Raw genomic sequence first — 25,742 nt, 5'->3', positions numbered from 1 at the left:
GTTACCGCCCCTTGTCCTGCCCGCCGACGGCCGGGGTATCCGAGTAGGCGACCTCCAGGTTGCCGATCTCGACCTTGATCGCCTCGTCGGTCTTCAGCTGGGCGTTGCCCGTCTTCGCCAGCAGAGCCGAGAGCTTCGCGCAACGCCCGTTCACAGCCTTGACGTAGCGCTCCCACGAGTCGTAAACGTCCTTCTGCGCTCCCGCGGTCTGGCAGCCAGCATCCTCGCCAACGCCGTTCTGACCGTCCGCCAGCTTCCCCAGCGCCTTGCCGATGCCCTCACGGAGCGAACCGACGTCTTCCCCTGCCTTGGCCCAGGCGCGCTTGTTCGACACCAGCGTGCCGCCTGCACCACCTGGGTCCATCGGTACGTGGTTCAGCTGCATCTGGGCAGAATGCCGTCCTGCCGCCGCAGTCTTGAGCTGTTCCCACTCGTCCCACGCCATGCGTGGCCCCTCCCCCGTGGCTCGTCGTACGCCGCCTCGCCCATGTAAATGTGCGACCGCGACGCTTGATGATCGAGAAATACGGTAGCGCCGCTTCATCACATGCCCATCCGTATCGGCCACCATGGCGCTTGAGTATCCGTACTCAGAGTGCGCCGGGGCCTCGGCCGGCAGAGGCATTGCCGTCGCCGTCCGGTGCGCCGGGAGGCGAGTACGGCGGAGGCGTAAACCCCGGTGCCGTGTACGAGAGTTGCCCTTGCGTGGCCGCTGTTGCCATGCTCAGGCTTGCGGTGGCCCGGCGCTTGCGGATGACCAGGAATGCCCCGACCGCCGCACCGAGGAGGGCTACAGCGCCGATGCCCAGGGTGATCCAGAGGGTGTTGCTGCCGTGGTCCCTCGATGAGGCTTCGGCTACCGCGTCCTTTGCCGGAGCAGCGGGGTCCTTACCAGCAGCAGCTCCAGGCGATGGTGACGCCGAGGTCCCAGCAGGGAAGTCCCCGAGCGGGTAGACATCGGTCGGGCCCGGGTCACCCGGGGTCTGCAAGGCGATGCGAGGGCGGACGATGCCGTAGCCGATGGAGTCGTTGCGCTTCGAGCCGTCTGTGGGGCCGCCGGCGGTGTTGAGCATGACCCGTAGGACCTGGTTGTTGGTCCACGTCGGGTGCTTGGACCAGATCAGGGCCGCGCTGGCGGAGGCGAGGGCGGTGGCGTCGCTGGTGCCGTGGGAACGGCAGAGGTCGATGCCGTTCAGACACGTGTGGTAGATCTCGTCGCCGGGGGCAGCAATGTCCACCTGGGGGCCGTACTGGGATTCGCTGGTCTTGCGGAGATTGCGGCCAACTGCGCCGACGGCCACCACACCCGGAGTTGCCGCTGGGTACTCCAGGCCCGCAGTGCCGTCGTTTCCCGTACCGGCGAAGATCAACGCCCCCTTGTCCAAGGCGTACCTCACAGCAGCGGTGAGTTGATTCGATCCTTCGAACGTCCGCATCGAAATGTTGATGACCCGTGCACCGGAATCGACGGCGTAGCGGATTCCGGTGCTAACCGTGTTGTTGAACTCCTTGCTGTACAGGTTGGAGTCCAATCCACGGTCTGGTACTCGGATGGGGAGCACCTTTGCGCCAGGCGCGAGGCCGAAAGTTCCGGTGCCCCCATTCGCCTTGCCGGTGCCGGCAATCGCAAGGGCCATCGCAGTTCCGTGGCCGTCATAGTCCGTGTGTTCATCCCCGGGCGACAGCGGTGCCTCGTCCTTGCCAGGGAGTACCTGCCCCTTCAAGTCGGCGAGGTCGTCCTTCACTCCTGTGTCGATTACGGCGACCGTCACCCCTTTGCCCGTGCTGGTCTGCCACATCTGCTCGGCCTTCATGGCCTTGAGGTGCCACTCCCTCTCGCGGATGGACTCCGCGTGGGCGGGAGTGGCCGCGATACCGACCAACACCAGGCCAACGGCCCCGGAGACAACGCTCCCGTAGCGGGCATTCCTCATCGTGGTGGCAGGCATCTGCTTCCTCTTAGTGTGTGCAGGGTCAGTCGATAGCTGGTGACTAGGTGGCTGAGCGGCCGTTCCGCTGCTCGGTGTCCTGCTCCTCGCTTCGCTCGGCGGCCCTTCCGCCCTGCTTGTTGTTCTGTCGCGAATTCGATGGCCGAGTGCCGTTCGGCGGCGCACCGGTACGTCCAGCTGCGCCTGATGCGGGCGTGCCGTCACCAGAGTCCTGGTTCCGTACCAAGCCCGAACCGCCGGGGGTGAACGGCCGGGTTCCCGAGCGTCTCTGCGGCTGCGGACGGCCGCCGACGACTCCACGGTCCACGCCTGCGCCCGTGCCCATGGTCCGACGGCCGTTCGGTGTCGCACTCTGCCCGACGCCCGCTCGCCCTGTACTGGCGGCGGTCCTCTGAGTAGTCGAGCCACGACCACCGGCCGAGCTGCGCGTTTCACCGCCGACGACATTGCCTCGCGGCAATCCGTTGGCGGGCCGACCGGCGGGCGATGGCGTGGGGCTGCCACCGACGATGCCGGAGCCGCCGCCCGGCACACGCCCGGGAGTTGCGCCCGTGGTCCCTCGGCCCGTAGGCACTGCGGGGCGACCGCCGACCACTGGCCGCGCCGTGCCTGTCGGGCCCTCCGGCTCGGTCGTACCACCGCTACCCGGCACACCTCTGGAGACCGGACCTGCCGGTCCGCGCCCGGGTTGGGCCGAAGGGCGGCCGCCGATCGCCGTGCGGCCCAGCCTCGGGGGATTGGCGGATGGGCTTGGTACGCCGCTTGCCATCGGCGGAATCGGCCCTGCGGGCAGTGCCCCGCCGCCGTCAGCCCTGCCTCCGTTCGGCAGCCCGACTGGGCTCGTCGAAGATGCCGATGGCGTTTGCGGAAGCACCTCCGTCCCGTCGACGTTCATACGCACACGGTCCGAGAGATCAGGCAACGACTGCTGGGTTGTGCCACGCGAGTGGGATTCGACGTTGGCTGCTCCCTCACCCCCAGTTGCCTGGGTCATGACTCGATGTGATCCGCCGGCCGGAGAAACTTCCGTCGCTCCTCCGGCCGAGGATGTGCGAGGGCCGCCGCCTCCGCCGGACACGACCTCATCGTCAGAGACTTTGCCCGGTGTCGGCTGAATCGCCTCCGGCGGCGGCGGAAACTTGGGCCTCTCCAGCCCGTCCAGCTGCGTCGCCGACAGCTGGTACGCCTGCCCCAGCTTCGTCATCTGGGCGGCGGCCTCCTGGCGGACCTTCTCCTTGTTCGCCGCCAGTGCCGCGAGCTCGGTCGTGGACTTACTGCTCACCGCTGCCGCGTCAGGGTCGTTGTGGGCCGCTGTCGCCGCGTCCAGGTTCGCCTGGGCGCCGGCCTTGTCGCGGGGGATCGACGCCTGGGCCGTGGCGATCGCGTCGGAGGCGTGGCCCAGCCAGGTCGCCGAATCCTCGCTGAAGTCGCCCAGGCGCAGAGTCGAGTTGGCGAGATCGCCCGTCCAGGCGCGGAACGCGTCCGCTCCCTCGCCCTTCCATTCCACCCACTGCGGGCGGACCTTGAGCTCTTCGGCGATCTTGCGGATCTCCTTGGCCGCCGCGGTCAGTCGGCTGGCGGCGGCCTGCACGGTGCCGGCGTTCGCCTGGTCGAGCCACGCCAGCATCTGCTCGTGGCTCATGTCTTCGAAGGACGTGCCGCCGGTCCCCTTGCCGGACATCAGAACTCCTCCATCGGATCCATCAGATGCTGCCACCCGAGTCGCCGCCCGCCGCCGCCTGGTCCGGCTTCGCGTCGCTGCCGCCGTCGTGGCTCTTCTTCGGGAGGCCGGGGTCGTATTGCCCGCCGTAGTGCTTCGCGGTCTCCACGCTGATCGCCTTCATGCGGTCCCGCACGTCCAGGTCGATGTTCTGATAGCCCTTGTGCGAGGCCAGCACCGCGATGTTCATGCCCTCCATGGAGTCGGACAACAGCTTCGACAGGCTCTCCAGCTCGGTGATCACCGTCTCGTACGAGGTGAACAGTCCGGATGCCTCTGCCCACGCACCAGCTCCGCCGCCGAACTGGTGGCGTGCCAGCTGCTCCTGGCCCACCTCGCCCGGACCCGCCGCTGAGCCCTTCAGGTCGCGGATCAGGTCATCCACGCGCTTCTGGAACTTCGTGAACGACGACAGCTCGGTGACCACATCGCCGACCGCGTCCCGCGCCGCGTCGAACACACCCGACGCCCACGAGGACGTCGTCCCCGACGCCGATCCACTATCACTCGGCAGCACAACACCCTCCCCCCGTAAAACGAAACAGCCGAAGCCGCACCAACAACTCTAGCTACCGGCAGTGACAGTCCACAGTCGCCCCATCGCAGGGAGCGATCACAACAGGCCATCCGCTATCCAACGAGGATCAGTACGGCCAGTTGGCCAGGGCGACGCGGGCCCGGTGGGCGAGCGACACGGTGCCGGGTGTTGAGGTCGTTGAGGAGCACGGCTCTACTCAACCTCCTCGCGCGTAACGGCACATGAGTGCGCGTACTCACGTGAGGGCGCGAGTGACCAGAGGGAGCGGGTGGTCAGCTCTTCGACGCGTACGTCACGAAGTTCGCCCACGCGGTGGGGGCGAGTGCCAGACGGGGGCCCTGGAGGTTCTTGGAGTCGCGGATGTGGATGGTGGCGGGGGTGGCGGCTATCTCGACGCACTCGTTACCGCTGTCGCTGTCGCTGTAGCTGCTCTTGAACCATTTCAGCTCGGCTGCGTCACCGGCTGAGGTCTTGTGGATCATGTCTCTCCCAGCACTTGCTCGATGAAGGCCAGCGACTCGTGCGGCGTGAGGGCCTGGGCTCGGATCATTCCATAGCGCAGTTCGAGAACCCGGAGCTGCCGCGGGTCGGAGACCGGATGCCCGTTGAACGCTCCAGGGGAACGCCCTACCGCCGTACCGTCCGCAAACCTCAATACGTGGATCCTGCCGTCCAGTCCGGGATGGGCCTCACGATGAGTTGGCATCACTTGGAGCGTCACGTACCGCAACTGGGCCACCCTCAAGAGGTGTTCGAGTTGTCGGCGCCACTCCATTGTGCCTCCGATCGGGCGCCGAATCGCCGACTCCTCCTGCACGAAGCTCAGCGCCGGAGCAGGTGACCGCTCAAAGGCGGACTTGCGGGCCATGCGCGCGGCCACCGCTCGTTCCACCTCGTCCAGCGAGTAGGGCGGTTGCCGCGCTTCGAACACGGCTCGCGCGTGGCCCTCCGTCTGCAACAGGCCGTTGATGGCGTGGCTCTCGTACACCCCCATCTCAACCGCCCGGTCCTCCAACATCTTCAGCTCGCGCACCTTCTTCGGATACCTAGCCTTCTCCATGTCCTCCTTGAACGCACTGATGAGCCCCCGCGCGTTCAGGACCTCGTCCGCCCTGTCCAGGAACTCCGCCCGCGGGATGCGCGCCCCGCGCTCCACCTTGCGGACCAGGTCCTCGCCGTACCCGATGGCCAGCCCGAAGTCGGCCGCCCGCATCCCGGCGGCCTCCCGCCAGAGCCTGATCTGCCGGCCGGCCGACTCCACCACAGGGGCGATCTCGTCCTCCGGACTGACGTCCCAGCCCGGCTCATCCGTACCCTCGCCCGTACCCTCGCTGCTCATGCCCACCCACCTCCAACGCCCACCCGTACCCGTACGGCACTCGGGACAGCCGGGACAGAGCAGGACAGCGGCCGGACATTCCCTGTACGCACAGGCGTCATCGCAGCTCAGAGTAGGCAGGGTCCGCCACGCTGAGTGATGTGAATAAGGAAACCGCCGGGTCCCCAGCCCAACTCGACTGCCAAATCCGCAACTTCAGTGTGCTGCTGTCTCCCACGCCCCGCGGCGCCCGGCTGGGACGGTTGCTCGCCGTCGAGCAACTCCGTTCCTGGGACCTTCCGTTACGTCCGGCTGAGCAGATCGTGGGTGAGCTGGCCGCCAACGCGGCCACGCACGGCCGCGTACCGGGCCGGGACTTCCGGCTCACGCTGTACGTCGTCGGCGACACCTTGCGGATCGAGGTGACCGACGCCCGGGGTGATCAAATCCCCCGGGCCCGGACTGCGGACGTCGACGCCGAGTCCGGGCGCGGTCTGATCCTCGTGGACGCCCTCGCCGACCGCTGGGGTGTGGCGCCGGGCCCCGCCCCGCGCAAGACCGTCTGGGCCGAACTCGCCCTCTCATCACCGGAGCACAGCGGATCGTGCTTCGGCGCGACCGGCGGTCTTCCCTAAGAAACACGAGGAGAAAGAAATCCCACCAAGCCCCACCCCTCCCGCCCGCCGAAACGGCGACCATCGCGCAAACTCACTCCCCCGGGTGAATATGCCCAACTCGGGTGGATTCGGGACCGGTTGCCTGCCTTACGCTCAGCGCGGCACCGCACAACCGCAGACATGCGGCAGAAAATGCGACGGCCCTCGCCGGGACTGGCATCCCAGTGCGAGGGCCTGACCACCGAGGAAGAGGCACTTCCTGATGGACACCCAAAACCCTAGCGCGCCCCCGCGCGCCCAGTCTCGTATCGCGGGCAAAAACCACCCGGGCCGCCCGAACCGGCACCCTCATTCCGGCGTCGTTCACGACAACACCCGCCACACCACCCGCTTCACGGTGATCGGCAACCACCTCGCCCAGCACCCGGAGCTTTCAGGACTCGCGATCGGGCTGGCCGTCTACATCCAGTCGCTCCCCAGCGGCGCCCGCGTCGACATCAAGACCCTCGCCGCCCGCTTCCCCGAAGGCCCGACCCGGATCGCCGCCGCCCTGCGCGAACTCGAAACCCACGGCTACCTCCGCCGCACCCGCGAACGCACCCCCGGCGGCCGCATCGTCACCCGCACGATCTCCTGCAACCAGCCCGGCCACCGCGGAACGGCGGCCGACACCCCCAGCAGGCCCACCCGACGCCCGGATCCGGCCGAACGCCCGCCCCGCAAGCTCCTCCCCGCCGTGCCCCAGCCCGCGCACGCCTCCCCCACCCTTCTCCGGGCCGCCACCGACCTCCTCGCCGGCCTCCGCCGCCACGACCCCCGCCTCCTCCTCTCCGCCACCGACACGGAGCACCTGGCCCCCGGAGTCGCCGCCTGGCTGGAACGCGATCTCACCCCCAGCGCCGTACAACGCGCGCTCACCGCGGACCTGCCGCCCGAAGACCTGCGGCGCCCAGCCGCACTTCTCGCCCATCGACTCGCCGCGCAACTGCCGCCTCCTCCACCGCCGTTCCGAGTGCCCATGCCGCCCCCGGACGTACGGCATCCGCTCCAGAACTGCGAGGGCTGCGACCGCGCCTTCCGCTCCCCCGGCCCCGGCCGCTGCCGTGAATGTCGATCCTCACGCAATGAAGGTCGCGCAGCTTGAACATGCCGATCCTTGCCGCCCCCGCCCCCGCCCCCGCCCCCGCCCCCATCCACCGCAGTCCGAAGGAGGTCCCGCGGCAGCACGGCCGGCTCCTTGGACGTGAGGTTCCTGCACTGGAGTCCGCCGCTGCGGCAGTGCAGGACTCGCCCTCACCAGTGCCCCGGCCGGATAACCTGGCCAGGGCACTCCTGGAGGACACCATGAGCACACTGGCCGACCACGGACACGAGCTGATCCCCCGCCCCGAGCAGAATCCGGACGCGCTCCGCGCAGCTCTCGCCACCGTTGCCCCGGGCCGCCTGGAGGAGATGCAGGCCACGAAGGACGAAGTCTTCGCCAAGGCGGTCGAGTGGCAGTCCCTGAGCCCTGTACAGAGCTGGGTCCTGATCTGGGCCAGGGACATCGAGATCGCCCGCCGCCCAGACCTGTCCGCCCGCTTCGCCCACGCGCAGAGCAGGCTGGAGCATGAGGACCCCGTCACCGCCCAGGACGCCCTGCGGGAACTGGGCGCCGTCCTGGACGACGCCATGAAGGCAGTGCGCGGTTGAGCTGAAAGTGGGAGTACGCCTTCGGTGCGGAAGAAGTCGCCCGCACCGCTCCCGCCAACTTCCTCACCAGGGTGGAAGAGAAAGCGGACGAGCTCGTCAGGGCAGCCGAAGCCGCCCACATCCACGGCCGGACCCATCAGGGCACGGATCCGAAGGGCGGCGACATCATCGTCCCTGGCGGCATGTTCACCTATCAGGTCGTCGTACGCCGCGAACGCGTCTACGTCGTTCAGATCACTTACCTGGGCTTCTGACGTCAGACAAGGAGCGAGCGCCGCGGCCGGCGCCCCGGACGACGCGCAGCAGGGCGGCTCCCGCCGGTACCAGGCCATGCGCGACTTCGTTCAGTCCATGACCTACACCACCACCGCACCAACACTCCGCCTGGAGCACTCCCACGCGACACCTCACCCCCGCCCGACGATGCTGAACGCATGGCAGAAGAGACCAGCACACTCGCCGAGCGGCCCGAACAGCCCCTTCCCCCTGTTCGGGACTGGCCCGCCGGTGAGCTGAACGCCACCGAGTTCGAACCGGTGCTCGCGGAGCTGATGCGGGAGGGGCCGCTGACACGGATCCGGCTGCCGTACGGGGAGGGCTGGGCGTGGCTGGCGACGCGCTACGACGACGTGAAGATGATCACGAACGATCCCCGGTTCAGCCGGCGGGAGGCCTCCGTCCGGCAGGTCACGCGACTCGCGCCGCACTTCGCGCCGCGCCCCGGGGCCCTGGCCTGGGCCGATCAGCCCGACCACAACCGGCTCCGGAACGCCGTCTCGGCCGCCTACACCGTGAGTGCCGTGAAGCGCCTGCGCCCCCGCGCCCAGGAGATGCTCGACACCCTGGTGGACGGGATGGTGGCGGACGGCCCCCCGGCGGACCTGGTCGAGCGGGTCCTCGAACCCTTCCCGATCAACGTCGTCTGCGAGGTCATGGGCGTACCCGTCGACGAGCGGCAGAAGTTGCACGACTGGACGCGGGAGATCATCAGCACGGCGGGCGGCGCCGAGGCCTCCGAGCAGGCCAAGAAGGGGCTCTTCGGGTGGATCGGGGAGGCCGTCCGCGAGCACCGCGACAGCGAGAGCACGAGCGAGAGCACGAGCGACGGGGACAGCGAAGACGTGCTGGCCCTGCTCGGTGGTGCCGTGCGGCGCGGCCAGCTCGGCCTGGAGGAGGCGATCAGTGTCGCCGGGCCGCTCCAGATCGGCGGCGAGGCCGTCACCAACAACAGCGGCCAGATGTTCTACCTCCTCCTCACCAGGCCCGACCTGCTGGAACGCTTCCGCGACGACCCCGCCTCCCGCCCGGCGGGCATCGAGGAACTCCTGCGCCACATCCCGCACCGCGCCGCCGTCGGGCTGCCCCGCATCGCCACGCAGGACGTCGACATCCACGGCACCCTCGTCAGCGCGGGCGACGCCGTCTACGTCTCCTACCTGGCCGCCAACCGCGACCCGGACGTCTTCCCCGACCCCGACCGGATCGACTTCGACCGGGACGCGGGCGCCCATGTCTCGTTCGGCAACGGCCCGCACTTCTGTACGGGCGCCGTCTTCTCCCGTATGCAGATCGAGCTGCTGATCGGCACCCTGCTCGAACGCCTGCCCGGACTGCGCTTCGCCGTGCCCGCCGATCAGGTTCCCTTCCGGCAGCGCACGATGATCCGCGGTCCGGTGGCCTTGCCGGTCACCTGGTGACACCCCGGCCCACACGGTGACTCTCCGGCGGGCCCAGATACGTCGGCCCGAGCCCACCCGTGTCGATCACCAGCCGTTGCAGCACCACCGTCGGGTCGACCATCCAGAACTTCAGGCGGTGCACCCCGGGGACAGCAACCTCGTGCCTCGTCGACGTCATGTTCACGTTGTCCGAGGTGTTGCGGGCCCACTGGCTGTTCATCAGGCCGTCGTCGGCTCCCGTGGCCGCGTGGATGTCGACCGTCCGCGGCGGCGCGTCGTCGAGGGAGAGTGCGTAGCGAAGACCGCCCGTCGGGAGGGCCGGGTTGCGCGGGGACAGATACGCCCACACGGTCACCGTGCCGGCGCTCAACAGGCTCACCTCGTACTCCAGGCGGGGGGAGGCCGTGCCGCCCGGCGTCCGGCGCGGGGCCGTCACGGGGTACGGCGTCATGCCCGCCCCGGTGCGGCCGATCCGGTCGATCCGCCGCCAGGTGCCCACCGCCCGTACGCAGTGCTCCGCGTCCATCGCCACATACCCGCCCGCCTCGACGAATCCCCGCAGTCCACGGGCGGCCGGGCGCTCGGCGATCACCGGCACGACCACCGAGGCTCCCGCACCGCTCACCGTGATCCGGGCCCGCGTACGGCCGTGCGGCGCCCGCGACCAGTCCGCCCGAACCACCGTCCGCGTCTGCTGACCGACCCGCCCGCGCGGACGATCCACGGCTCCGACGCCTCGATCCGGTAGTCGAAGGCGTCCCGGCCCCGGTTGAACACCTCGATGTACGGCGCCGGACCCGTCCGGTACGGGCTCAGTACCGCCTCCGCGCCCGGGGAACCGTCGACCGCCACCCCCAGCTCGGCGCCCTGCGGCAGTTCGATGCGGCGCACCGCGGGGAACAGGACGTCCGGCAGTGCCACGTTGTTCAGCTCCGGCTGCTGCCAGCTCGCGTTCGGGCCGTAGCGCGCCACATCGCCGTAGTCGATGTGCGGCTGTGTCTGGAAGCCCGCCCATTTGCCGCCCGCGACGCCGTGGTTGAAGCGTTCGGCGAGCGCGAAGTCCCGTTGCAGGCCGGCCTCGGCCGCCGCGGCCAGGTCGTTCGTCGCCGCCCGGCCCTGGGCGGCGTAGAGCAGGTTCGTGAACTCGGCCTCCCGCAGCTCGTACAGGTTGGCCGTCGCCTCGACCTCGTAGCCGACGAGCTCGAACCACGCGTCCCGCGCCGAGTCCGGCAGCCGTCGCGCGATGCGCCCGGCCCGTGCCGCGAGCGTCCGCCACTCCTGCGTGACCTGCTCGAGTTCACGGCCGTAGAAGGGGGTTGCCTGGTCGTCGTACACCACCGCGCCCGATGCCGGGTCGAGGGTGATCCGGCGGTTGAGGAGTTCCGGCTTGCGGCGCGACTGGAGTTGTCCGTACGTCGCCAGTACGTCCGCGATCGCCGCCGCCTGCTCCGCGCCGAAGTTCTGCCGCGCGTACCGCCTCTCCCACTCGCCGAGCGCGCCCGGGTCGTCCCAACGGCCGGGATTCCAGGCGTAGTCGAGGAAGAACTCGGCGGGCAGCTCGTTGCCCTTGAGGTCGCCGACGTTCGTCACCCACAGCCCGTGGTTGCCGTACGCGTGCGCCTGGTGGAGCTGGTCCCAGAGATTGGGCAGGTTGGCCGTGTCGACCCACTTGTAGTTGCGGCCCGCGCCCACGTAGTCGAAGTGGTAGTAGAGGCCGTAGCCGCCGGGCCGCGCGGGTTCGGCCGGGTCGGGGTGCTTGCGGATGTTGCCCCAGTTGTCGTCCGTCAGTACGACGGTGACGTCGCCCGGGGCCCGCAGCCCGCGGTCCCAGTACCGCTGGACCTCCTTGTAGAGCGTCCACACCTGGGGGACCGAGGCCGGGTCGCGGCCCGTCACCTCGGCGATGATCGTCCGCTGCGCGTCGATGATCTCCCGCATCAGCTCGACGCCGTCGCCGTCCGGCAGGCTGGTGTCGCCGTTTCCGCGCATCCCGAGCGTGACGACGCCCTCGAAGTCCTGGTCGGCCATCCGGCGGATGCCGTCGCGCCAGTACGCCTTGAGCGCGTCGGCGTTGCGGCGGAACGACCACTCCCCCGTACCGCCGTACGGGTCATGGCCGGGCGTGACGACGGTTCCGGCGCTGTCGCGCACGGCGGGTACCGCGTGCCGGTTCCACTCCTCGATGCCCCGCATCATGGGCGCCTCGTGAGACGTGCCCATGACAATCCCGTACTCCTTGGCGCGGGCATGGTTGCGCGGGTCGTCCTCGGCGAAGGCACGGCCCCACACCGCCGGCCACAGGTAGTTCGCCCTCAGGCGGAGCAGTACCTCGAAGACCTTCGCGTAGAAGTCGGCGTTGAAGCCGCCGTCGTACCCGGGCGCCTTGCCGGGGCCGAAGCAGGCGGGGGCCCAGGTGCCGAGGGCCGGGTTCTCGTCGTTGATGAAGATCCCGCGGTACTTCACCGCGGGAGTGCCCTGGGTGTGCCGTCCCGGCAGCACGTGGAGCGCGTCGCGGCGGACCGGGCGAACGTCGTCCCACCAGTACCAGGGCGAGACGCCGATGCCGTACGAGACGTCGTACGCACCGAAGATCGTGCCGCGGGGGTCGCTGCCCGCGATGACGAAGGCACGGTCGACGCCGGGCATCGGCCGCTCCACGACGGTCTGCAGGGAGGTCTCCCACCGTCCCCGCACCCCCGTGACATCCAGCTTCCCGGTGGCGATCAGGCCGTCGATCAGCGGGCTGCGCCCGATCGTCCCGACGAGCACGACCTCCCGGGCCATTCCGTCTCCGGGCCGTACGTCCGTCACCCGTTCGAGGTCGTCACGAAGGTCGCCCGCCACCCGTACGACTCCGGGGTGGTCCTCCGGGGAGACCACGACCGGCGCGCCCACCAGCGAGAACGCTCCGCCGGTGAAGGAGATGTATGCGCCGGGGTCGGTGGGCCGCGGCCGCCCCCCGTCCGCCCACGCCTCGCCCGACAGCACCGGTAGCGCCGCGAGTCCGGCACCGAGTCCGGCACCGAGAACGGTTCTGCGGCTGACGTCTCCAGACATGCCTCACCCCTCGCCCCGACGGCGTACGAATTTGCTCAGCGGCATGACAAATAGTGGAGGGAGGGTCACGCGGGGGGAATGGGTCGTCGGCGTCGAATACTTTCGGAGGACGTCGCTGGCTTACGGAGACCGTCATCGGCCTACGGAGGACGTCATCGACTTACGGAGGACGCCATCGGGCCACGGAGGACGTCGTCGGCCTACGGAGGACGTCATCGGGCCACGGAGGCGACATCTCGCTTACGGAGACCGCCATCGGCCACGGAGGCCGTCATTGGCCGACGGAGGCGTCATCGGCCCACGGAGGCTCATCACGCTCACGGTGACCGCCATCAACTTACGGAGGTCGCCATCAGCCTCCGAAGGCACTCAGCACGCTTACAGAGATCGTGATCGACCAACGAAGACCGTCATGGGCAAAGATCGTCGGCGGTGCCGGCCACGGCCGGGCCGAGTCCCGCCGGGAGGTGGGCCACGACCAGGGCGACAGCCGCTTCGGCCGTGTCGGTCTCGCCGAGGACGGTCCCGGCGCGTGGCACGAAGACCCGGAAGCGCCCGTCGTGCCGAGGCAGGACGCTCGGCACCCGCAGCACGTACGGGTACCGGGTACAGCTGCTCAGATGCAAGGCGAAGTGGCTGTTGTACGGACACAGCTGCCGCAGTGTCCGTTCCGCGTGGGCCGCCTCGATGAGGTGCACGATGCCCGGGTAGCCCACCCCCGGCCGGAGGACCTCGTGCCGCTCGCGACGCCACTGCCACACCAGCGCCAGCTGCCGCCACCGCGCCTCCACGGCATCGGCCGGGCCACGCAGATGCGCCGCCGCCACGTCCGGAAGAACCGGCTTCGCCGGCAGCGGCCGATGTCTCGCCGCGCCCAGGTCGCTGGAATCCATGCACGCAGTGTGCGCGATGGGCACGGCAAAGGGGCCCGTACGACCGAAGTCGTACGGGCCCCTTCAAGGAGCTCGCGAGGAGCTACCAGGCTGTCAAGCCAACAAGGACTACTTGTTGATCTTGATGACCTGGCCGGCGCCCACGGTCCGGCCACCCTCACGGATGGCGAACTTCAGGCCCTCCTCCATGGCGACGGGCTGGATGAGCGAAACGGTCATCTCAGTGTTGTCGCCCGGCATGACCATCTCGGTGCCCTCGGGGAGGGTCACAACGCCGGTCACGTCCGTCGTACGGAAGTAGAACTGCGGACGGTAGTTGTTGAAGAACGGCGTGTGGCGGCCACCCTCGTCCTTGGACAGGATGTAGGCCTGGGCCTCGAACTCGGTGTGCGGCGTGACCGAACCGGGCTTGATGATGACCTGGCCGCGCTCGACGTCCTCGCGCTTGATGCCACGGAGGAGCAGACCGACGTTCTCACCGGCCTGGCCCTCGTCGAGCAGCTTGCGGAACATCTCGATGCCGGTGACCGTGGTGGTGGTCTTGTCCTGCTTGATGCCCACGATGTCGACGGTCTCGTTGACCTTGAGGACACCACGCTCGATACGACCGGTGACGACGGTGCCACGACCGGTGATCGTGAAGACGTCCTCGATCGGCATCAGGAACGGCTTGTCGACGTCACGCTCGGGCTGCGGGATGTTCTCGTCGACGGCCTGCATGAGGTCGAGGACGGTCTGGCCCCACTCCTTGTCGCCCTCAAGGGCCTTGAGCGCCGAGACCTTGACGACCGGCAGGTCGTCGCCCGGGAACTCGTACTCGGAGAGCAGCTCGCGAACCTCGAGCTCGACGAGCTCCAGGATCTCCTCGTCGTCCACCATGTCGGCCTTGTTCAGGGCGACGACGATGTAGGGAACGCCGACCTGGCGGGCCAGGAGCACGTGCTCCTTGGTCTGCGGCATCGGGCCGTCGGTGGCCGCAACCACGAGGATGGCGCCGTCCATCTGCGCCGCACCCGTGATCATGTTCTTGATGTAGTCCGCGTGACCGGGGCAGTCGACGTGGGCGTAGTGACGCGTCTCGGTCTGGTACTCGACGTGCGCGATGGAGATGGTGATACCGCGCTGGCGCTCCTCAGGAGCCTTGTCGATCTGGTCGAAGGCCGAGGCCTCGTTCAGGTCCGGGTACGCGTCGTGCAGCACCTTGGTAATGGCGGCCGTGAGGGTCGTCTTACCGTGGTCGATGTGACCGATGGTGCCGATGTTGACGTGCGGCTTAGTCCGCTCGAACTTCGCCTTCGCCACTGGGTCCTCCTGTGGAGTGGTTCTGGTACGCCTTACTCATCGGCGCCAGGTGATCTTTGCTGGGATGCCGCCCGCCGGGGTTCTCCCCCGGGGGACGATCTCTCGTCCCCTTGCCGGTTCGAAGCCCCGGCGGTCGGTGTCAAGCCTAAAGCGTGTAAACGGGGTGCGTTACTCGCCCTTGGCCTTCGCGATGATCTCCTCGGCGACGTTCCGGGGAACCTCGGCGTAGGAGTCGAACTGCATCGAGTAGCTTGCGCGACCCGAGGTCTTGCTGCGGAGGTCGCCGACGTAGCCGAACATCTCCGAGAGGGGCACGAGGCCCTTCACGACGCGGGCGCCGCTGCGCTCCTCCATGGCCTGGATCTGGCCACGGCGGGAGTTGAGGTCGCCGATGACATCACCCATCGACTCCTCGGGCGTGGTGACCTCGACGGCCATCATCGGCTCGAGGAGCACGGGAGAAGCCTTGCGCGCGGCCTCCTTGAAGGCCTGCGAACCGGCGATCTTGAACGCGAGCTCGGAGGAGTCGACCTCGTGGTAGCCACCGTCGAGAAGAGTGACGCGGACGCCCGTCATCTCGTAGCCGGCCAGGATGCCGAACTGCATGGCCTCCTGCGCACCGGCGTCCACCGACGGGATGTACTCCCGCGGGATACGGCCACCGGTCACCTTGTTCACGAACTCGTACGCCGGACCATCGGTCTCGGTGATGGGCTCGATCGCGATCTGCACCTTGGCGAACTGACCGGTACCACCGGTCTGCTTCTTGTGGGTGTAGTCGTGACGCTCGACGGTCTTGCGGATCGTCTCGCGGTACGCGACCTGCGGCTTGCCGACGTTGGCCTCGACCCTGAACTCGCGCTTCATACGGTCGACCAGCACCTCGAGGTGCAGCTCGCCCATACCGCCGAGGATGGTCTGGCCCGTCTCCTCGTCCGAGTGAACGTGGAAGGAGGGGTCCTCCTCCGCGAGACGCTGGATGGCGACACCCAGCTTCTCCTGGTCACCCTTGGACTTGGGCTCGATGGCGACCTGGATGACCGGCGCCGGGAAGTCCATGGACTCCAGGATCACCGGGTTCTTTTCATCGCAGAGCGTCTCACCGGTCGTGGTCTGCTTCAGACCCATCACGGCGACGATGTCGCCGGCGCCCACCGCGTCGATCTCCTCACGCTTGTTCGCGTGCATGCGGTAGATCTTGCCGATGCGCTCCTTCTTGCCCTTGACGGAGTTCAGCACGGCAGTGCCGGTCTCCAGGCGGCCCGAGTACACCCGGACGAAGGTGAGCTTACCGAGGTGCGGGTCGCTCATGATCTTGAACGCCAGCGCAGACAGCGGCTCGTCCTCGGACGGCTTGCGCTTGACGACGACCTCGGGGTTCTTGACGTCGTGGCCCTCGATGGCCTCGACGTCGAGCGGGGTCGGCAGGTAGCGCACGACCGCGTCGAGCAGGGGCTGGACGCCCTTGTTCTTGAACGCGGTGCCACAGAACACCGGGGTGACCGTGACGCCGTCACCCTTGCCGGACGCGATGGTGATGCGACGGATCGCGGCGTACAGCTGCTCCTCGGTGGGCTCCTGGCCCTCAAGGAACAGCTCCATGATCTCGTCGTCGTTCTCCGCGACGGTCTCGACCAGCCGGCCGCGGTACTCCTCGGCGGCCTCGGCGTGCGTGGCGGGGATGTCGACGACGTCGTACATCTCGCCCTTCGCCGCCTCGGCGGACCACACGAGCGCCTTCATGCGGACCAGGTCCACAACGCCCTTGAAGTCCATCTCGGCACCGATCGGCAGCTGCATGATGATCGGGACAGCGCCGAGGCGGTCCTTGATCATGTCCACGCAGCGGTGGAACTCGGCGCCGGTGCGGTCAAGCTTGTTCACGAAGCAGATGCGCGGCACGCCGTAACGGTCGGCCTGACGCCACACCGTCTCGGACTGCGGCTCGACACCGGCGACACCGTCGAACACCGTGACGGCACCGTCGAGGACGCGCAGCGAGCGCTCCACCTCGACCGTGAAGTCGACGTGCCCCGGGGTGTCGATGATGTTGATCGTGTAGTCGTTGTCCTCGAGCGGCCAGTGACAGGTGGTGGCAGCAGAGGTGATCGTGATGCCACGCTCCTGCTCCTGCTCCATCCAGTCCATGGTGGCAGCGCCGTCGTGGACCTCACCGATCTTGTAGCTGACGCCGGTGTAGAAGAGGATCCGCTCGGTGGTGGTCGTCTTGCCCGCGTCGATGTGGGCCATGATCCCGATGTTGCGGACCCTGGCCAGGTCAAGTGAAGTGGTAGCCATAAGGCTTCGGTCTTCTCTCGGTCTCGATGGGGGTAGCGACTACCAGCGGTAGTGCGCGAAGGCCTTGTTGGACTCGGCCATCTTGTGGGTGTCCTCGCGCTTCTTCACAGCGGCACCAAGGCCGTTGGAGGCGTCGAGAAGCTCGTTGAGCAGACGCTCGGTCATGGTCTTCTCGCGACGGGCGCGGGAGTAACCGACCAGCCAGCGCAGCGCGAGCGTGTTGGCACGACCGGGCTTGACCTCGATCGGAACCTGGTACGTCGCACCACCGACACGGCGGGACTTGACCTCGAGGGTCGGCTTGATGTTCTCCAGCGCGCGCTTCAGCGTGATGATCGGGTCGTTGCCCGTCTTCTCACGCAGACCCTCCATGGCGCCGTAGACGATGCGCTCGGCGGTGGAGCGCTTGCCGTTCAGCAGCACCTTGTTGATGAGGGAGGTCACCAGAGGGGAACCGTAGACCGGGTCGATGATGACCGGGCGCTTCGGGGCGGGGCCCTTACGAGGCATTTCTACTTCTCCTTCTTGGCGCCGTAGCGGCTGCGGGCCTGCTTGCGGTTCTTGACACCCTGGGTGTCGAGCGAACCACGGATGATCTTGTAGCGAACACCCGGCAGGTCCTTCACACGGCCGCCGCGCACGAGCACGATGGAGTGCTCCTGCAGGTTGTGTCCCTCACCCGGAATGTAAGCGGTGACCTCGATCCCGCTGGTCAGACGCACACGCGCGACCTTACGCAGGGCCGAGTTCGGCTTCTTCGGGGTGGTCGTGAACACACGCGTGCAGACGCCGCGACGCTGGGGCGAACCCTCGAGTGCGGGCGTCTTGTTCTTCTCGACCTTGTCCTGCCGGCCCTTCCGGACCAGCTGCTGGATCGTAGGCACTACTTCTCCGGTTTCTGTGTGCCGAATGGTGAAGCTAACCTGGAACATCTCCGACCCACGCGGTCGGGTGTGTCGAATGCTGCAGACTCCCGCCGCGAGGCGAAAAGGGCGCAGATTACGGTGGCCGGTTACGGCTCGCCTTGCGGTTTGAAGGCACGCACGCGAGCCAGGGCACACCCCAGGCACAAGGTCTGAGCGTACCTACCTCAACGACTTCGGTCAAAACAAATGCTGTCCAGGGCGACACGCCGGACTTCTTGCCACGTCAGCGCGCTGCTCCCGCAGGCCGGACGAGACTCGGGGACGGGGCGTCCATGAGGCGGTCGTGGGGTCGTTGCGGGGTGATTGTTGGGCCGGCCTTAGCGCATTCCCGGGGCGCTCGTCCCCAAAAGTTTCCGATCCCCGACGGTCCCGCGCAATCTCTGTCCACCGTCGTGTGCCCTTCAGTACGTTGATCGGTCGGCTGTGGCGATCGGGGGAACCATGACGGCAGCACACGCACCGGACTCATCCGGGGCATCCGGGTCATCGGGCTCATCGGACTTACCTGGTTCGTGGGACTCGTCGGGCTTACCCGGCGACGGGGGGCTCGACGACCGGGTGCCGTTCCTGGCCCGGCTGGAGAGCGAGGACCGCTCGGCGCTGCTCGATCTCGGGCACGAGCTCTCGTACGCGCCCCGGGTGGTGCTCCTGCACCAGAGCGAGCCGTCCTCGCACGTCCTGTTCGTCACGCACGGCTGGACGAAGGTGACCGCGGCCGCCTCCAACGGCTACGAGGCGCTGCTCGCGCTGCGCGGCCCCGGCGACATCATCGGGGAGTCCGCGGCGCTCACCGGGCGCCCGCGGTCGGCCACCGTGACGGCCCTGGAGCCGGTCCGTACGGTCGCGGTCGAACGCGGCCGGTTCACCGAGTTCCTCGCCCGCTCCCCCGCCGTCTCCTTCGCCCTCCTCGGCCTCACCTCCGATCGCACCCGGGCGGCCGATCGGCGCCGCCTGGAATTCGCCTCCCTCAGCGTGCGGGAGCGCTTCGCGATTCTGCTGCTGGACCTCGCCCGCACCCACGGTCGGCGCACAGACCAGGGCATCGAACTCTCCGTCCCCCTGAGCAAACAGGAACTCGCCGGGTCGGTGGGGGCCTCCCGCGAGATGGTCCAACGCCTGCTGAAGGACCTGCGGGAACGGGGGGTCGTGACGACGGGGCGCCGGGCGCTGGTGATCGTGCGGCCGGATGTGCTGCGGCGGATTGCGCGGGGGTGACGTGGGTCCGGTGGATCACTTCGGCTGCCGGCCGGTGGGGGCTGGTCGCGCGCGAGGGACCGGGCGTTCTGTGTACGCCGTCACACTCCGACTGCGTCATCCGCCCTCACGTCACCCCAACCCCGCCCGCCACTCTTCTGCCACTGCCGCACCACCTGCGAAAGGCGACCATGACCGACCCCGTGAGCCGGACGATCCTGTTGCTCGACATCGAGAAGTACAGCGACCGGGACGACATCGAGCAGACGTACCTGCGGCGCATGCTGTACGACGTCGCCGACCGCACTCTGGAGCGCGCCGGCATCGACGAACGCCTGCGCCTGCGCGCCGACCGGGGCGACTCCGTGATGGAGCTGATCGACGCCAACGCCTCCGTCACCGCACTGCTGCGCGCCCTGCTCACCGAGGTCCCCGCCCAGCTGCACGCGGTCAACCGGATGGCGTCCAGCTCGGCACAGATCCGGCTGCGCGGCGTCGTCGCCACGGGCTACGTCGCCGTGGACGAGCACGACGGCTGGGTCGGCTCCGACCTCAACCACGCCTGCCGCCTCCTCGACGCCCAGCTGCTGCGCGCGGCCCTGCGGGAGCGGAGGGACGACTTCGCCCTGTGCGTCTCGGAGAGCGTGCACACGGGGATCGTGCGGCACGGTCACGCGGGCATCCCCGCGGGGGACTTCCACGCGGTGACCGTGGACAGCAAGAACGGCCCGCTGCGCGCCTGGCTGCACGGCCCGGTACCGGGGGCCGGCGACGACCACAGTGAGAAGGGGGGAACCTCGGTGCCGGGCGCCAGCTCGGGGGAGCGTCCGGCACCGAGGCGGGACCGGCCGGGGGACCAGGCGCCCGGGTCCCAGGCCCCCGAGGCCCGCGCGGCCCGGCCCTCCGCCCCTCCCGCGGGCGCCGTCTTCCACTTCGACGGAGGCGCCCCCACCTTCGGCGGCAGCCTCGTCGGCGGCGACCAGCACGGCGTGTCCGGCGGCCAGGTCACCGGAGACGTCCACCTCGGCGGGTCCGGGGGTGAGTCGGCGTGACGGTGCCTCCACCCACGACGCCGGGCCCCGACGACCTGCCCCCGAAGGACGTACACCCGGCCCCCGAACCGGACACCCGGCGCCAGGACGCGGAGGGGGAAGGAGAGGGAGAACAGGAACGGACGCAGGAGGCGCGCGCGGCTCAGCGCGAGCTGTTCGCGCACACCCCGGGGTTCATCCTCGGCTCGGCCGCGTCCTTCGGCGGGAGTCTGGTCGGTGGCGCCCAGCACGGCGTGTCCGGCGGTGAGGTCGCCGGTGACGTGTTCATGGGCGGCAAGACGGAGATCCACCACCACGGCTCGGCGGCTTCGGCGACGTACGCCTCCGGAGAGATCCCACGGCGCCACCTCGAAGACCTGGACGCCGTCTTCGTCGAGAGCCCCGCCTTCGCCGCCGCCCTGGACCGGCTGCGCGAAGAACGCGTCCTCGTCCTCGCCGGCGCCCACGCCACCGGCCGCCACGCCGCCGCGCTGATGCTCCTGCACCGTCTGGGTGTGCCCGCCGTGCACGCCCTCTCGCCGGAGACGAGCCCGGCGACCCTGAGCGCCCCGCTCACCGCACCCGGCGGGCACGTCCTGCGCGATCTGCCGCTGAGCCGCAACCGGCCGCTGCGCGACACCCATCTCTACGCGGCCCGCGACCAGCTCAAGAAGGTCGACGGGTATCTGGTGGTGACGGTCGAGAACTCACCCTTCCTGCTGGGCGCCACCGCCTCCGTCTGGCAGCCGCCGGAGGCGTCGGCCGTCGTCCGCGCGTATGTGAGCAGGCACCGCGCGCGGGACACCGACGGCCTCCTCGCCCTCGCCCCGGTGCGGGACTTCCTCGCCCGGGGGCACCACCAGCCCTCCGAGGCGGCCGAGTTCGCGAAGGAGGTGGCGGGTTACGACGGCGGCGAGGCGGCTGCGGCCCGGCTCGCGGAGTTCGGGCAGGCGGCCGTGGAGCAGCAGTGCCGGGAGTGGCTGAGCGACCCCGAGTCCACGCTGCGCGACAAGGCCTTCCTCATCTCGCTCGCCGTCTTCGACCGGGCGCCGTACGTCCTCGCCGCCGAGCTCGCGGACAAGCTGTTCGTGCACTTCCAGCGCTTGCAGCACCCGGAGGAGCCGCCGGAGATCCCGGTGTTCGGGCTCGCCGCCGAGACCCGGCTCGCGCGGGCCCGCGCCGAGGGGGAAGTGCGGGACGAGGCGACCGAATGGGGCCCGGTACCGCAGTTCACCGCGTTCTTCCGGAAGGAGAACACCCCGCGCGCCCTGCTCACCGAGGTGTGGACGGGACATCCCTCGGCGCGGCCTGCGCTGATCGCCTGGCTGCGGGAGCTGGCCCGTGACGGGCGTCCCGTCGTACGGACCCGGGCCGCCGCGGCCACCGCCATGCTCGCCCTCGCCGACCTGCCCTCCGCGGTCGCGCTGCTGATCGACGGCTGGGCGGTGTCGAAGACGTTCGGCCCCCGTGTCACCGCCGCGAACACCCTCACGCTCGCCCAGCTCCTCGACGCGCCCGTCGTCCTGCGCCTGCTCACCCAGTGGTGCACGGACGCCCACCCGGCCCGCCGCTGGACCGCGATCCGCGCCTTCGGGCTGCTCGCGCCGTTACGCCCGGACCTGGTGGCCCCGGCCCTGAGCGCCCTCGCGACCCTGGCCCGCGCCGACCACAGCAGCCCGGCCGAGGCGGCCAACCTGATCGAGTCCACGGCCCTGCTGCTCTCGGTGGGCCTCAGGCGCGGCGAGATGCTCTCCGAGCTGGTGCGGCTGCTCCACCACGACACCCCCGCGGTCCGCGCGCTGGCGCTGGGCGCCTTCGTCCTGGCGTGCGACAACGCCGAGGAGGGCGCGCTCGTCGAGTGGTACGCCGGTGACGGCATGTACCAGGCGGACTCGGCCCGCGACCTCGCCACCCTCTGGCGCACCGCCCTCGGCGACCGCGCCCACACCCGGGGCGCCCTGAACGCCCTGCACACCTGGGTGTACGTGGCCGAGCGCCGCCCGGACACGGCCCAGGCCCTGGAGCTGCTGCTGCCCGCGCTGGTCGTCACGGCGGACGACCACAAACGCCTCAGCCACGAACTGCGCACCCTGCGCGGCCGGGACGGCGGCCCGCGCCCGCCTCTCGCCGACCGCCTGCTCTCCGCACTGCGTCCCCCCGTCCCGACAGCCTGACACAGAGTTACGAGGAGTTGACCCATGGCGGAATTCCGCCGCCCGCCGGAGTGGCAGCAACAGGCCGACCGGCACACCACGCTGATCGACCCGGTGCTCACCGTGCGGCCGATCTCCCGTTTCGACTACACGGCCCGGCGGCCGGTCTCCGCGATCGACCACGCACTGGTGTTCGCCACTGCGGGTGGCAGCTACGACGCGTACATGCCACCGCACCGGCCGAGCCGCACGGACGCCGCGACCCGCCGCTACACCTCGGTCTACGAGGTAGACATGGGCAGCCACCCGGTCCAGCTGGAACTCGAACTGCCCAGCGACGACGACGCGTTCTCGTTCGGTGCCACCGCCGATCTGACCTGGCGCGTCGCGGACCCGATCGCGTACGTGGCCGGCGGCGAACGCGATGTGCCCACACGGCTCGCCCGTGAACTCCACCAGCTGGCGCGACCGGTCAGCCGCCGGTTCTCCATCGAGGACAGCCGGGACGCCGAGGCCGAGGTCCAGTACGCGGTCGAGAGCGGCGTCTTCGCCGACGGCATCGGGCTCGCGGTCACCTGCGCGGTGCGGCTGCGCCTGGACGACGACGCGATCGCGCACAGACGGCGCAAACGGGCGCTGCGCTACGAGGCCGACATGCTCGACCCCGAGCACGAGTACCGGCTGCGCCAGGCCCAGCAGCTGCACGAGCTGGAGGTGCTGCGCCAGTACCAGTCCCAGGAGCTGATGGCCCAGAAGATCGCCTTCTACCAGCACCACCTGCAACACGGGGGTGTCGCCCAGTGGGCCTTCCACCTCGCCGCGCACCCCGAGGACACCCGGATGGTCATCGGCGCCCTCCAGAAGGACCAGCTCTCCGCCATCGAGAGCCAGCTGGAACTGATCGCCGGAGACACCCTGGAGGACTACCAGAAGGCCGAGTCGGCCCGCTCCACCCTGCGCGTGGTCAAGGAACTCAGCAGCCGCCAGGAGCCCCCGCCGCAGCCCCCGGTTCCCGGCCGACCGGCGCCGCCGCCCGGGGGCGTACCGCAGCAGCCGTACGACCCCTCGCAGCCACAGCCGTTCAACCCCTCACCGCCGTACGGGGCCGCCGCCCAGCCCTACGGCGGTGTTCCGGGCGCCCCCTACACCCCGCCGGGGCCGCCCGTGTCCCACCAGCCGTACGTCCCACCCGCGCCCGGAACCGTGCCGCCGGGGCCGTACCAGGCGCCCCCGGCCGCCCCCGCCGCCGGTATCCCGTACGACCAGGCCCCGCCGCCCCCGGCCGTGGCTCCCACGCCCGTCATTCCGCCCGCGCCCTCCGCCTATCCGCCGCCCCCGGCGCCGGAGTCCTCCGAGACGGGCCCGGAGTGACCACCACCGCTCCCGGCGCCAGAACCGCCGAACGGCTGCTGGAGGAGCTGCGGGGCGAGATCGCCCGGGCCGACAGCAAGGCGTCCGTGCTCGTGGCGGCGCTCGGGATGACGGCAGGGGTGTTCAGCGGGCTGCTGGCCGGACGGAACTGGTCACCGAGCTCGCTCTCCGCACCCGGTACGGCCGTCTGGTGGACCGGCGCCCTGGCCCTCGCCTTCGCCCTGTTCGCGCTGCTGCTCGCGGTGCTCCCCCGGTACCGCGCCAGTTCATGGGCCCCGGGCCGGCCCCTCTGTTTCTTCGGCGACATCCAACAAGCCGTACGTGAAGGTCAGTTGGCGACCGCTCTCGCCGACACCGACCGCGACCCCGCCGTCGGACTCACCGCGGCGCTCACCGAGACCAGCCGTATCGCCGCCCGCAAGCACCAGTGGATCCGTACCGGCCTGATCGCCTTCTGCGCGGGCACGGTGCTGCTTCCCGCCGGGCTGCTCATCGGCTGACGTCCCCATCCTGAAGGAGCCCCACCTTGTCCTACCCACCAGACCCGGCCGCCTCGGAGCCCGGCCCCGTCTACCCGGGCCCCCCGTACCCAGGCACGCCCGCGCCCCCGTACCCCGGGGCTGCCTCGACTCCTCCCCCGTACCCCGGGGCTGCCGTTCCCTCGCCCCCCTATCCCGGGTCCGCCGCTTCCCCACCCCTGTACCCCGGGGCCGCCGCCCCGCCCCCATACCCCGGGGCCGCCGCTCCGCCCCTGTACCCGGAGACCTCCGCGCCCCCGTCCTATCCGGGCGGCGCACCCCAGTACCCGGCGGCCGGGGCCGCACCTTCGTACCCCGCGGCGCCGCCCGCCTACCCGGGGGCCGCACCCACGTACCCGAGCGGCCCGCAGCCCACCGCACCGCCGTACATCCCGCCGCAGCCGCCCCCCGCCCCCACACCCACGGCACCGCCGGAGGCCCCCGCACCCGACGACCTCGACTACCGTCACGCGGGCTCCCGCGTCCACGTGGCCGCGCACCAGCGCGGTGCCGACGCCACCGCGATCGGGCAGCTGGCGGTCCAGGTGCCGGGCTTCCTGGTGAGCCTCGCCGTGGTCGCCTCGTTCGCCGTGGGGATCCTCGGCACGGCCATCGGCTGGCTGGTCATCCTCGCCTGGCTGGCCTCCGGGGCGCTCGTCTTCCACCGGCCCACCGAGCTGGCCTTCGCCCGGCACGTGATGAAGCTCAGGGCGCCGCTCGCCCAGGAGCGGGCCCGTCTGGAGCCGGTCTGGCGCGAGGTCACCGCCCGAGCGGGCATCGAGGCACACACGTACGAGCTGATGGTGGACAACAGCACGGACCTGAACGCCGTGGCGGCCGCCGGCCATGTCGTCGGCGTCACGACGTACGCGCTGAACGAGATCCCCAGCAGCAACCTCGCCGCCGTACTCGCCCATGAACTCGGCCACCACACCGGCGGTCACGCCTGGACGGGCCTGCTCGGCTACTGGTACTCCCTGCCCGGCCGGATCGCCTGGGCCTTCATGCGGGGCATCGCCCGGATCGCCATCCGGGTCGCACGTGTCTTCTCTTTCGCCGCGACCGGGATGGTCTACCTCTTCATCGGGATGTTCGTGATCGGCGGATTCCTCGCCGCCTGGTACATCACCGTGCCGCTCGTCGTCGCCCCCTATCTGCTCGCCTACGTGGGTCGCCAGGGCGAGCTGCGTGCCGACCGGCAGGCGGCCGACCTCGGCTTCGCGCCCCAGCTGGCGCAGGTCCTGTACCACTTCCAGGCCCAGGAGGACGCCGTGAAGGCGCAGGCCGCGGCGCAGGGCAGGCAGCTCAAGGAACCGGGCGGCCTGGCCAGGCTGCTGACCACCCACCCGGACAACCACACCCGGCTCCAGGCCCTGGAGCCCTACCTCCAGCTCGGCCGCTGACCACGGACGCCCTGCACCGGACAACGCCGAAGGGCGGCCACCCCGTACGAAACGGAGTGGCCGCCCTTCAGTACTTCAGACGT

General features: G+C 69.8%; 22 protein-coding genes and 1 pseudogene. 11 read left to right on the top strand and 12 right to left on the bottom strand.

Annotated elements, in window-relative coordinates; all coding sequences use genetic code 11:
* Position 1: 1 nt before the first annotated feature.
* The 6 genes from ACZ69M_RS16725 to ACZ69M_RS16700 form a co-directional block, all read right to left on the bottom strand.
* Positions 2-445, bottom strand: coding sequence for a hypothetical protein (locus tag ACZ69M_RS16725; protein ID WP_470050497.1), 444 nt, complete (start codon positions 443-445; stop codon positions 2-4).
* A gap of 145 nt (positions 446-590) precedes the next feature.
* A complete protein-coding gene (gene mycP / locus ACZ69M_RS16720; protein WP_470050495.1) occupies positions 591-1,949 on the bottom strand; it encodes a type VII secretion-associated serine protease mycosin in 1,359 nt (452 codons plus the stop codon).
* A 43-nt stretch (positions 1,950-1,992) separates the two neighbouring features.
* On the bottom strand, positions 1,993-3,630 hold the full coding sequence (locus tag ACZ69M_RS16715) for a translation initiation factor IF-2 (RefSeq protein WP_470050493.1): 1,638 nt from the start codon (positions 3,628-3,630) through the stop codon (positions 1,993-1,995).
* Between the two features lie 22 nt (positions 3,631-3,652).
* A complete protein-coding gene (locus tag ACZ69M_RS16710) occupies positions 3,653-4,186 on the bottom strand; it encodes a hypothetical protein (RefSeq protein ID WP_470050491.1) in 534 nt (177 codons plus the stop codon).
* A gap of 293 nt (positions 4,187-4,479) precedes the next feature.
* Positions 4,480-4,689, bottom strand: coding sequence for a DUF397 domain-containing protein (locus ACZ69M_RS16705; protein WP_470050490.1), 210 nt, complete (start codon positions 4,687-4,689; stop codon positions 4,480-4,482).
* Positions 4,686-5,546: a helix-turn-helix domain-containing protein gene (locus tag ACZ69M_RS16700; protein WP_470050488.1), complete on the bottom strand. Its 861-nt coding sequence runs from the start codon at positions 5,544-5,546 to the stop codon at positions 4,686-4,688. Before ACZ69M_RS16700 ends, ACZ69M_RS16705 begins: the two co-directional genes overlap by 4 nt.
* Positions 5,547-5,686: 140 nt before the next feature.
* Here ACZ69M_RS16700 and ACZ69M_RS16695 point away from each other — a divergent pair, with 140 nt between their 5' ends.
* From ACZ69M_RS16695 to ACZ69M_RS16675, 5 genes are all read left to right on the top strand, one after another.
* On the top strand, positions 5,687-6,160 hold the full coding sequence (locus tag ACZ69M_RS16695) for an ATP-binding protein (protein WP_470050486.1): 474 nt from the start codon (positions 5,687-5,689) through the stop codon (positions 6,158-6,160).
* A 244-nt stretch (positions 6,161-6,404) separates the two neighbouring features.
* Positions 6,405-7,286 carry a helix-turn-helix domain-containing protein gene (locus tag ACZ69M_RS16690; RefSeq protein ID WP_470050484.1) on the top strand — a complete coding sequence of 294 codons (882 nt, stop codon included), beginning with the start codon at positions 6,405-6,407 and terminating at the stop codon, positions 7,284-7,286.
* Positions 7,287-7,486: 200 nt separating this feature from the next.
* Positions 7,487-7,834, top strand: coding sequence for a hypothetical protein (locus ACZ69M_RS16685; RefSeq protein ID WP_470050482.1), 348 nt, complete (start codon positions 7,487-7,489; stop codon positions 7,832-7,834).
* Between the two features lie 71 nt (positions 7,835-7,905).
* The gene (locus ACZ69M_RS16680) at positions 7,906-8,088 is read left to right on the top strand and encodes a hypothetical protein (protein ID WP_470050480.1); all 183 of its coding nucleotides are present in this window, start codon (positions 7,906-7,908) and stop codon (positions 8,086-8,088) included.
* Positions 8,089-8,268: 180 nt separating this feature from the next.
* Entirely contained in the window at positions 8,269-9,531 is a 1,263-nt protein-coding gene (locus ACZ69M_RS16675; protein WP_470050478.1) for a cytochrome P450, read from the top strand.
* Here ACZ69M_RS16675 and ACZ69M_RS16670 read toward each other — a convergent pair.
* The 6 genes and pseudogenes from ACZ69M_RS16670 to rpsL form a co-directional block, all read right to left on the bottom strand.
* A pseudogene (locus tag ACZ69M_RS16670) lies at positions 9,521-12,570 on the bottom strand (glycosyl hydrolase 115 family protein). The gene ACZ69M_RS16675 and the pseudogene ACZ69M_RS16670 overlap by 11 nt on opposite strands.
* Before the next feature lie 410 nt (positions 12,571-12,980).
* Entirely contained in the window at positions 12,981-13,463 is a 483-nt protein-coding gene (locus ACZ69M_RS16665; RefSeq protein WP_470050476.1) for a DUF6193 family natural product biosynthesis protein, read from the bottom strand.
* A gap of 108 nt (positions 13,464-13,571) precedes the next feature.
* Complete coding sequence (gene tuf / locus ACZ69M_RS16660) at positions 13,572-14,765, bottom strand: elongation factor Tu (protein ID WP_101400105.1); 1,194 nt, start codon at positions 14,763-14,765, stop codon at positions 13,572-13,574.
* 168 nt (positions 14,766-14,933) lie between these two features.
* On the bottom strand, positions 14,934-17,063 hold the full coding sequence (gene fusA / locus ACZ69M_RS16655; protein ID WP_470050474.1) for an elongation factor G: 2,130 nt from the start codon (positions 17,061-17,063) through the stop codon (positions 14,934-14,936).
* A 39-nt stretch (positions 17,064-17,102) separates the two neighbouring features.
* Positions 17,103-17,573: a 30S ribosomal protein S7 gene (gene rpsG, locus ACZ69M_RS16650; protein ID WP_003992340.1), complete on the bottom strand. Its 471-nt coding sequence runs from the start codon at positions 17,571-17,573 to the stop codon at positions 17,103-17,105.
* A 2-nt stretch (positions 17,574-17,575) separates the two neighbouring features.
* A complete protein-coding gene (gene rpsL / locus ACZ69M_RS16645; protein WP_003948652.1) occupies positions 17,576-17,947 on the bottom strand; it encodes a 30S ribosomal protein S12 in 372 nt (123 codons plus the stop codon).
* 600 nt (positions 17,948-18,547) lie between these two features.
* On the opposite strand from rpsL, the gene ACZ69M_RS16640 reads away from it, so the two are divergent.
* The 6 genes from ACZ69M_RS16640 (at position 18,548) to ACZ69M_RS16615 (ending at position 25,659) form a co-directional block, all read left to right on the top strand.
* Positions 18,548-19,204, top strand: coding sequence for a Crp/Fnr family transcriptional regulator (locus ACZ69M_RS16640; RefSeq protein WP_470050472.1), 657 nt, complete (start codon positions 18,548-18,550; stop codon positions 19,202-19,204).
* Positions 19,205-19,374: 170 nt separating this feature from the next.
* Positions 19,375-20,235: a hypothetical protein gene (locus ACZ69M_RS16635; protein ID WP_470050470.1), complete on the top strand. Its 861-nt coding sequence runs from the start codon at positions 19,375-19,377 to the stop codon at positions 20,233-20,235.
* Complete coding sequence (locus ACZ69M_RS16630) at positions 20,232-22,388, top strand: hypothetical protein (protein WP_470050468.1); 2,157 nt, start codon at positions 20,232-20,234, stop codon at positions 22,386-22,388. Before ACZ69M_RS16635 ends, ACZ69M_RS16630 begins: the two co-directional genes overlap by 4 nt.
* 24 nt (positions 22,389-22,412) lie before the next feature.
* Positions 22,413-23,738 carry a PE-PGRS family protein gene (locus ACZ69M_RS16625; RefSeq protein ID WP_470050466.1) on the top strand — a complete coding sequence of 442 codons (1,326 nt, stop codon included), beginning with the start codon at positions 22,413-22,415 and terminating at the stop codon, positions 23,736-23,738.
* Positions 23,735-24,238, top strand: a complete 504-nt coding sequence (locus ACZ69M_RS16620) for a Pycsar system effector family protein (protein WP_470050465.1) — start codon at positions 23,735-23,737, stop codon at positions 24,236-24,238. Before ACZ69M_RS16625 ends, ACZ69M_RS16620 begins: the two co-directional genes overlap by 4 nt.
* 26 nt (positions 24,239-24,264) lie before the next feature.
* A complete protein-coding gene (locus ACZ69M_RS16615) occupies positions 24,265-25,659 on the top strand; it encodes a M48 family metalloprotease (RefSeq protein ID WP_470050463.1) in 1,395 nt (464 codons plus the stop codon).
* Positions 25,660-25,742: the final 83 nt, after the last annotated feature.

Source organism: Streptomyces sp. NPDC107454 (assembly GCF_055582885.1).
The sequence above is the reverse complement of the archived record's forward strand: the minus strand, read 5'-3'. Positions and strand labels throughout refer to the sequence as shown.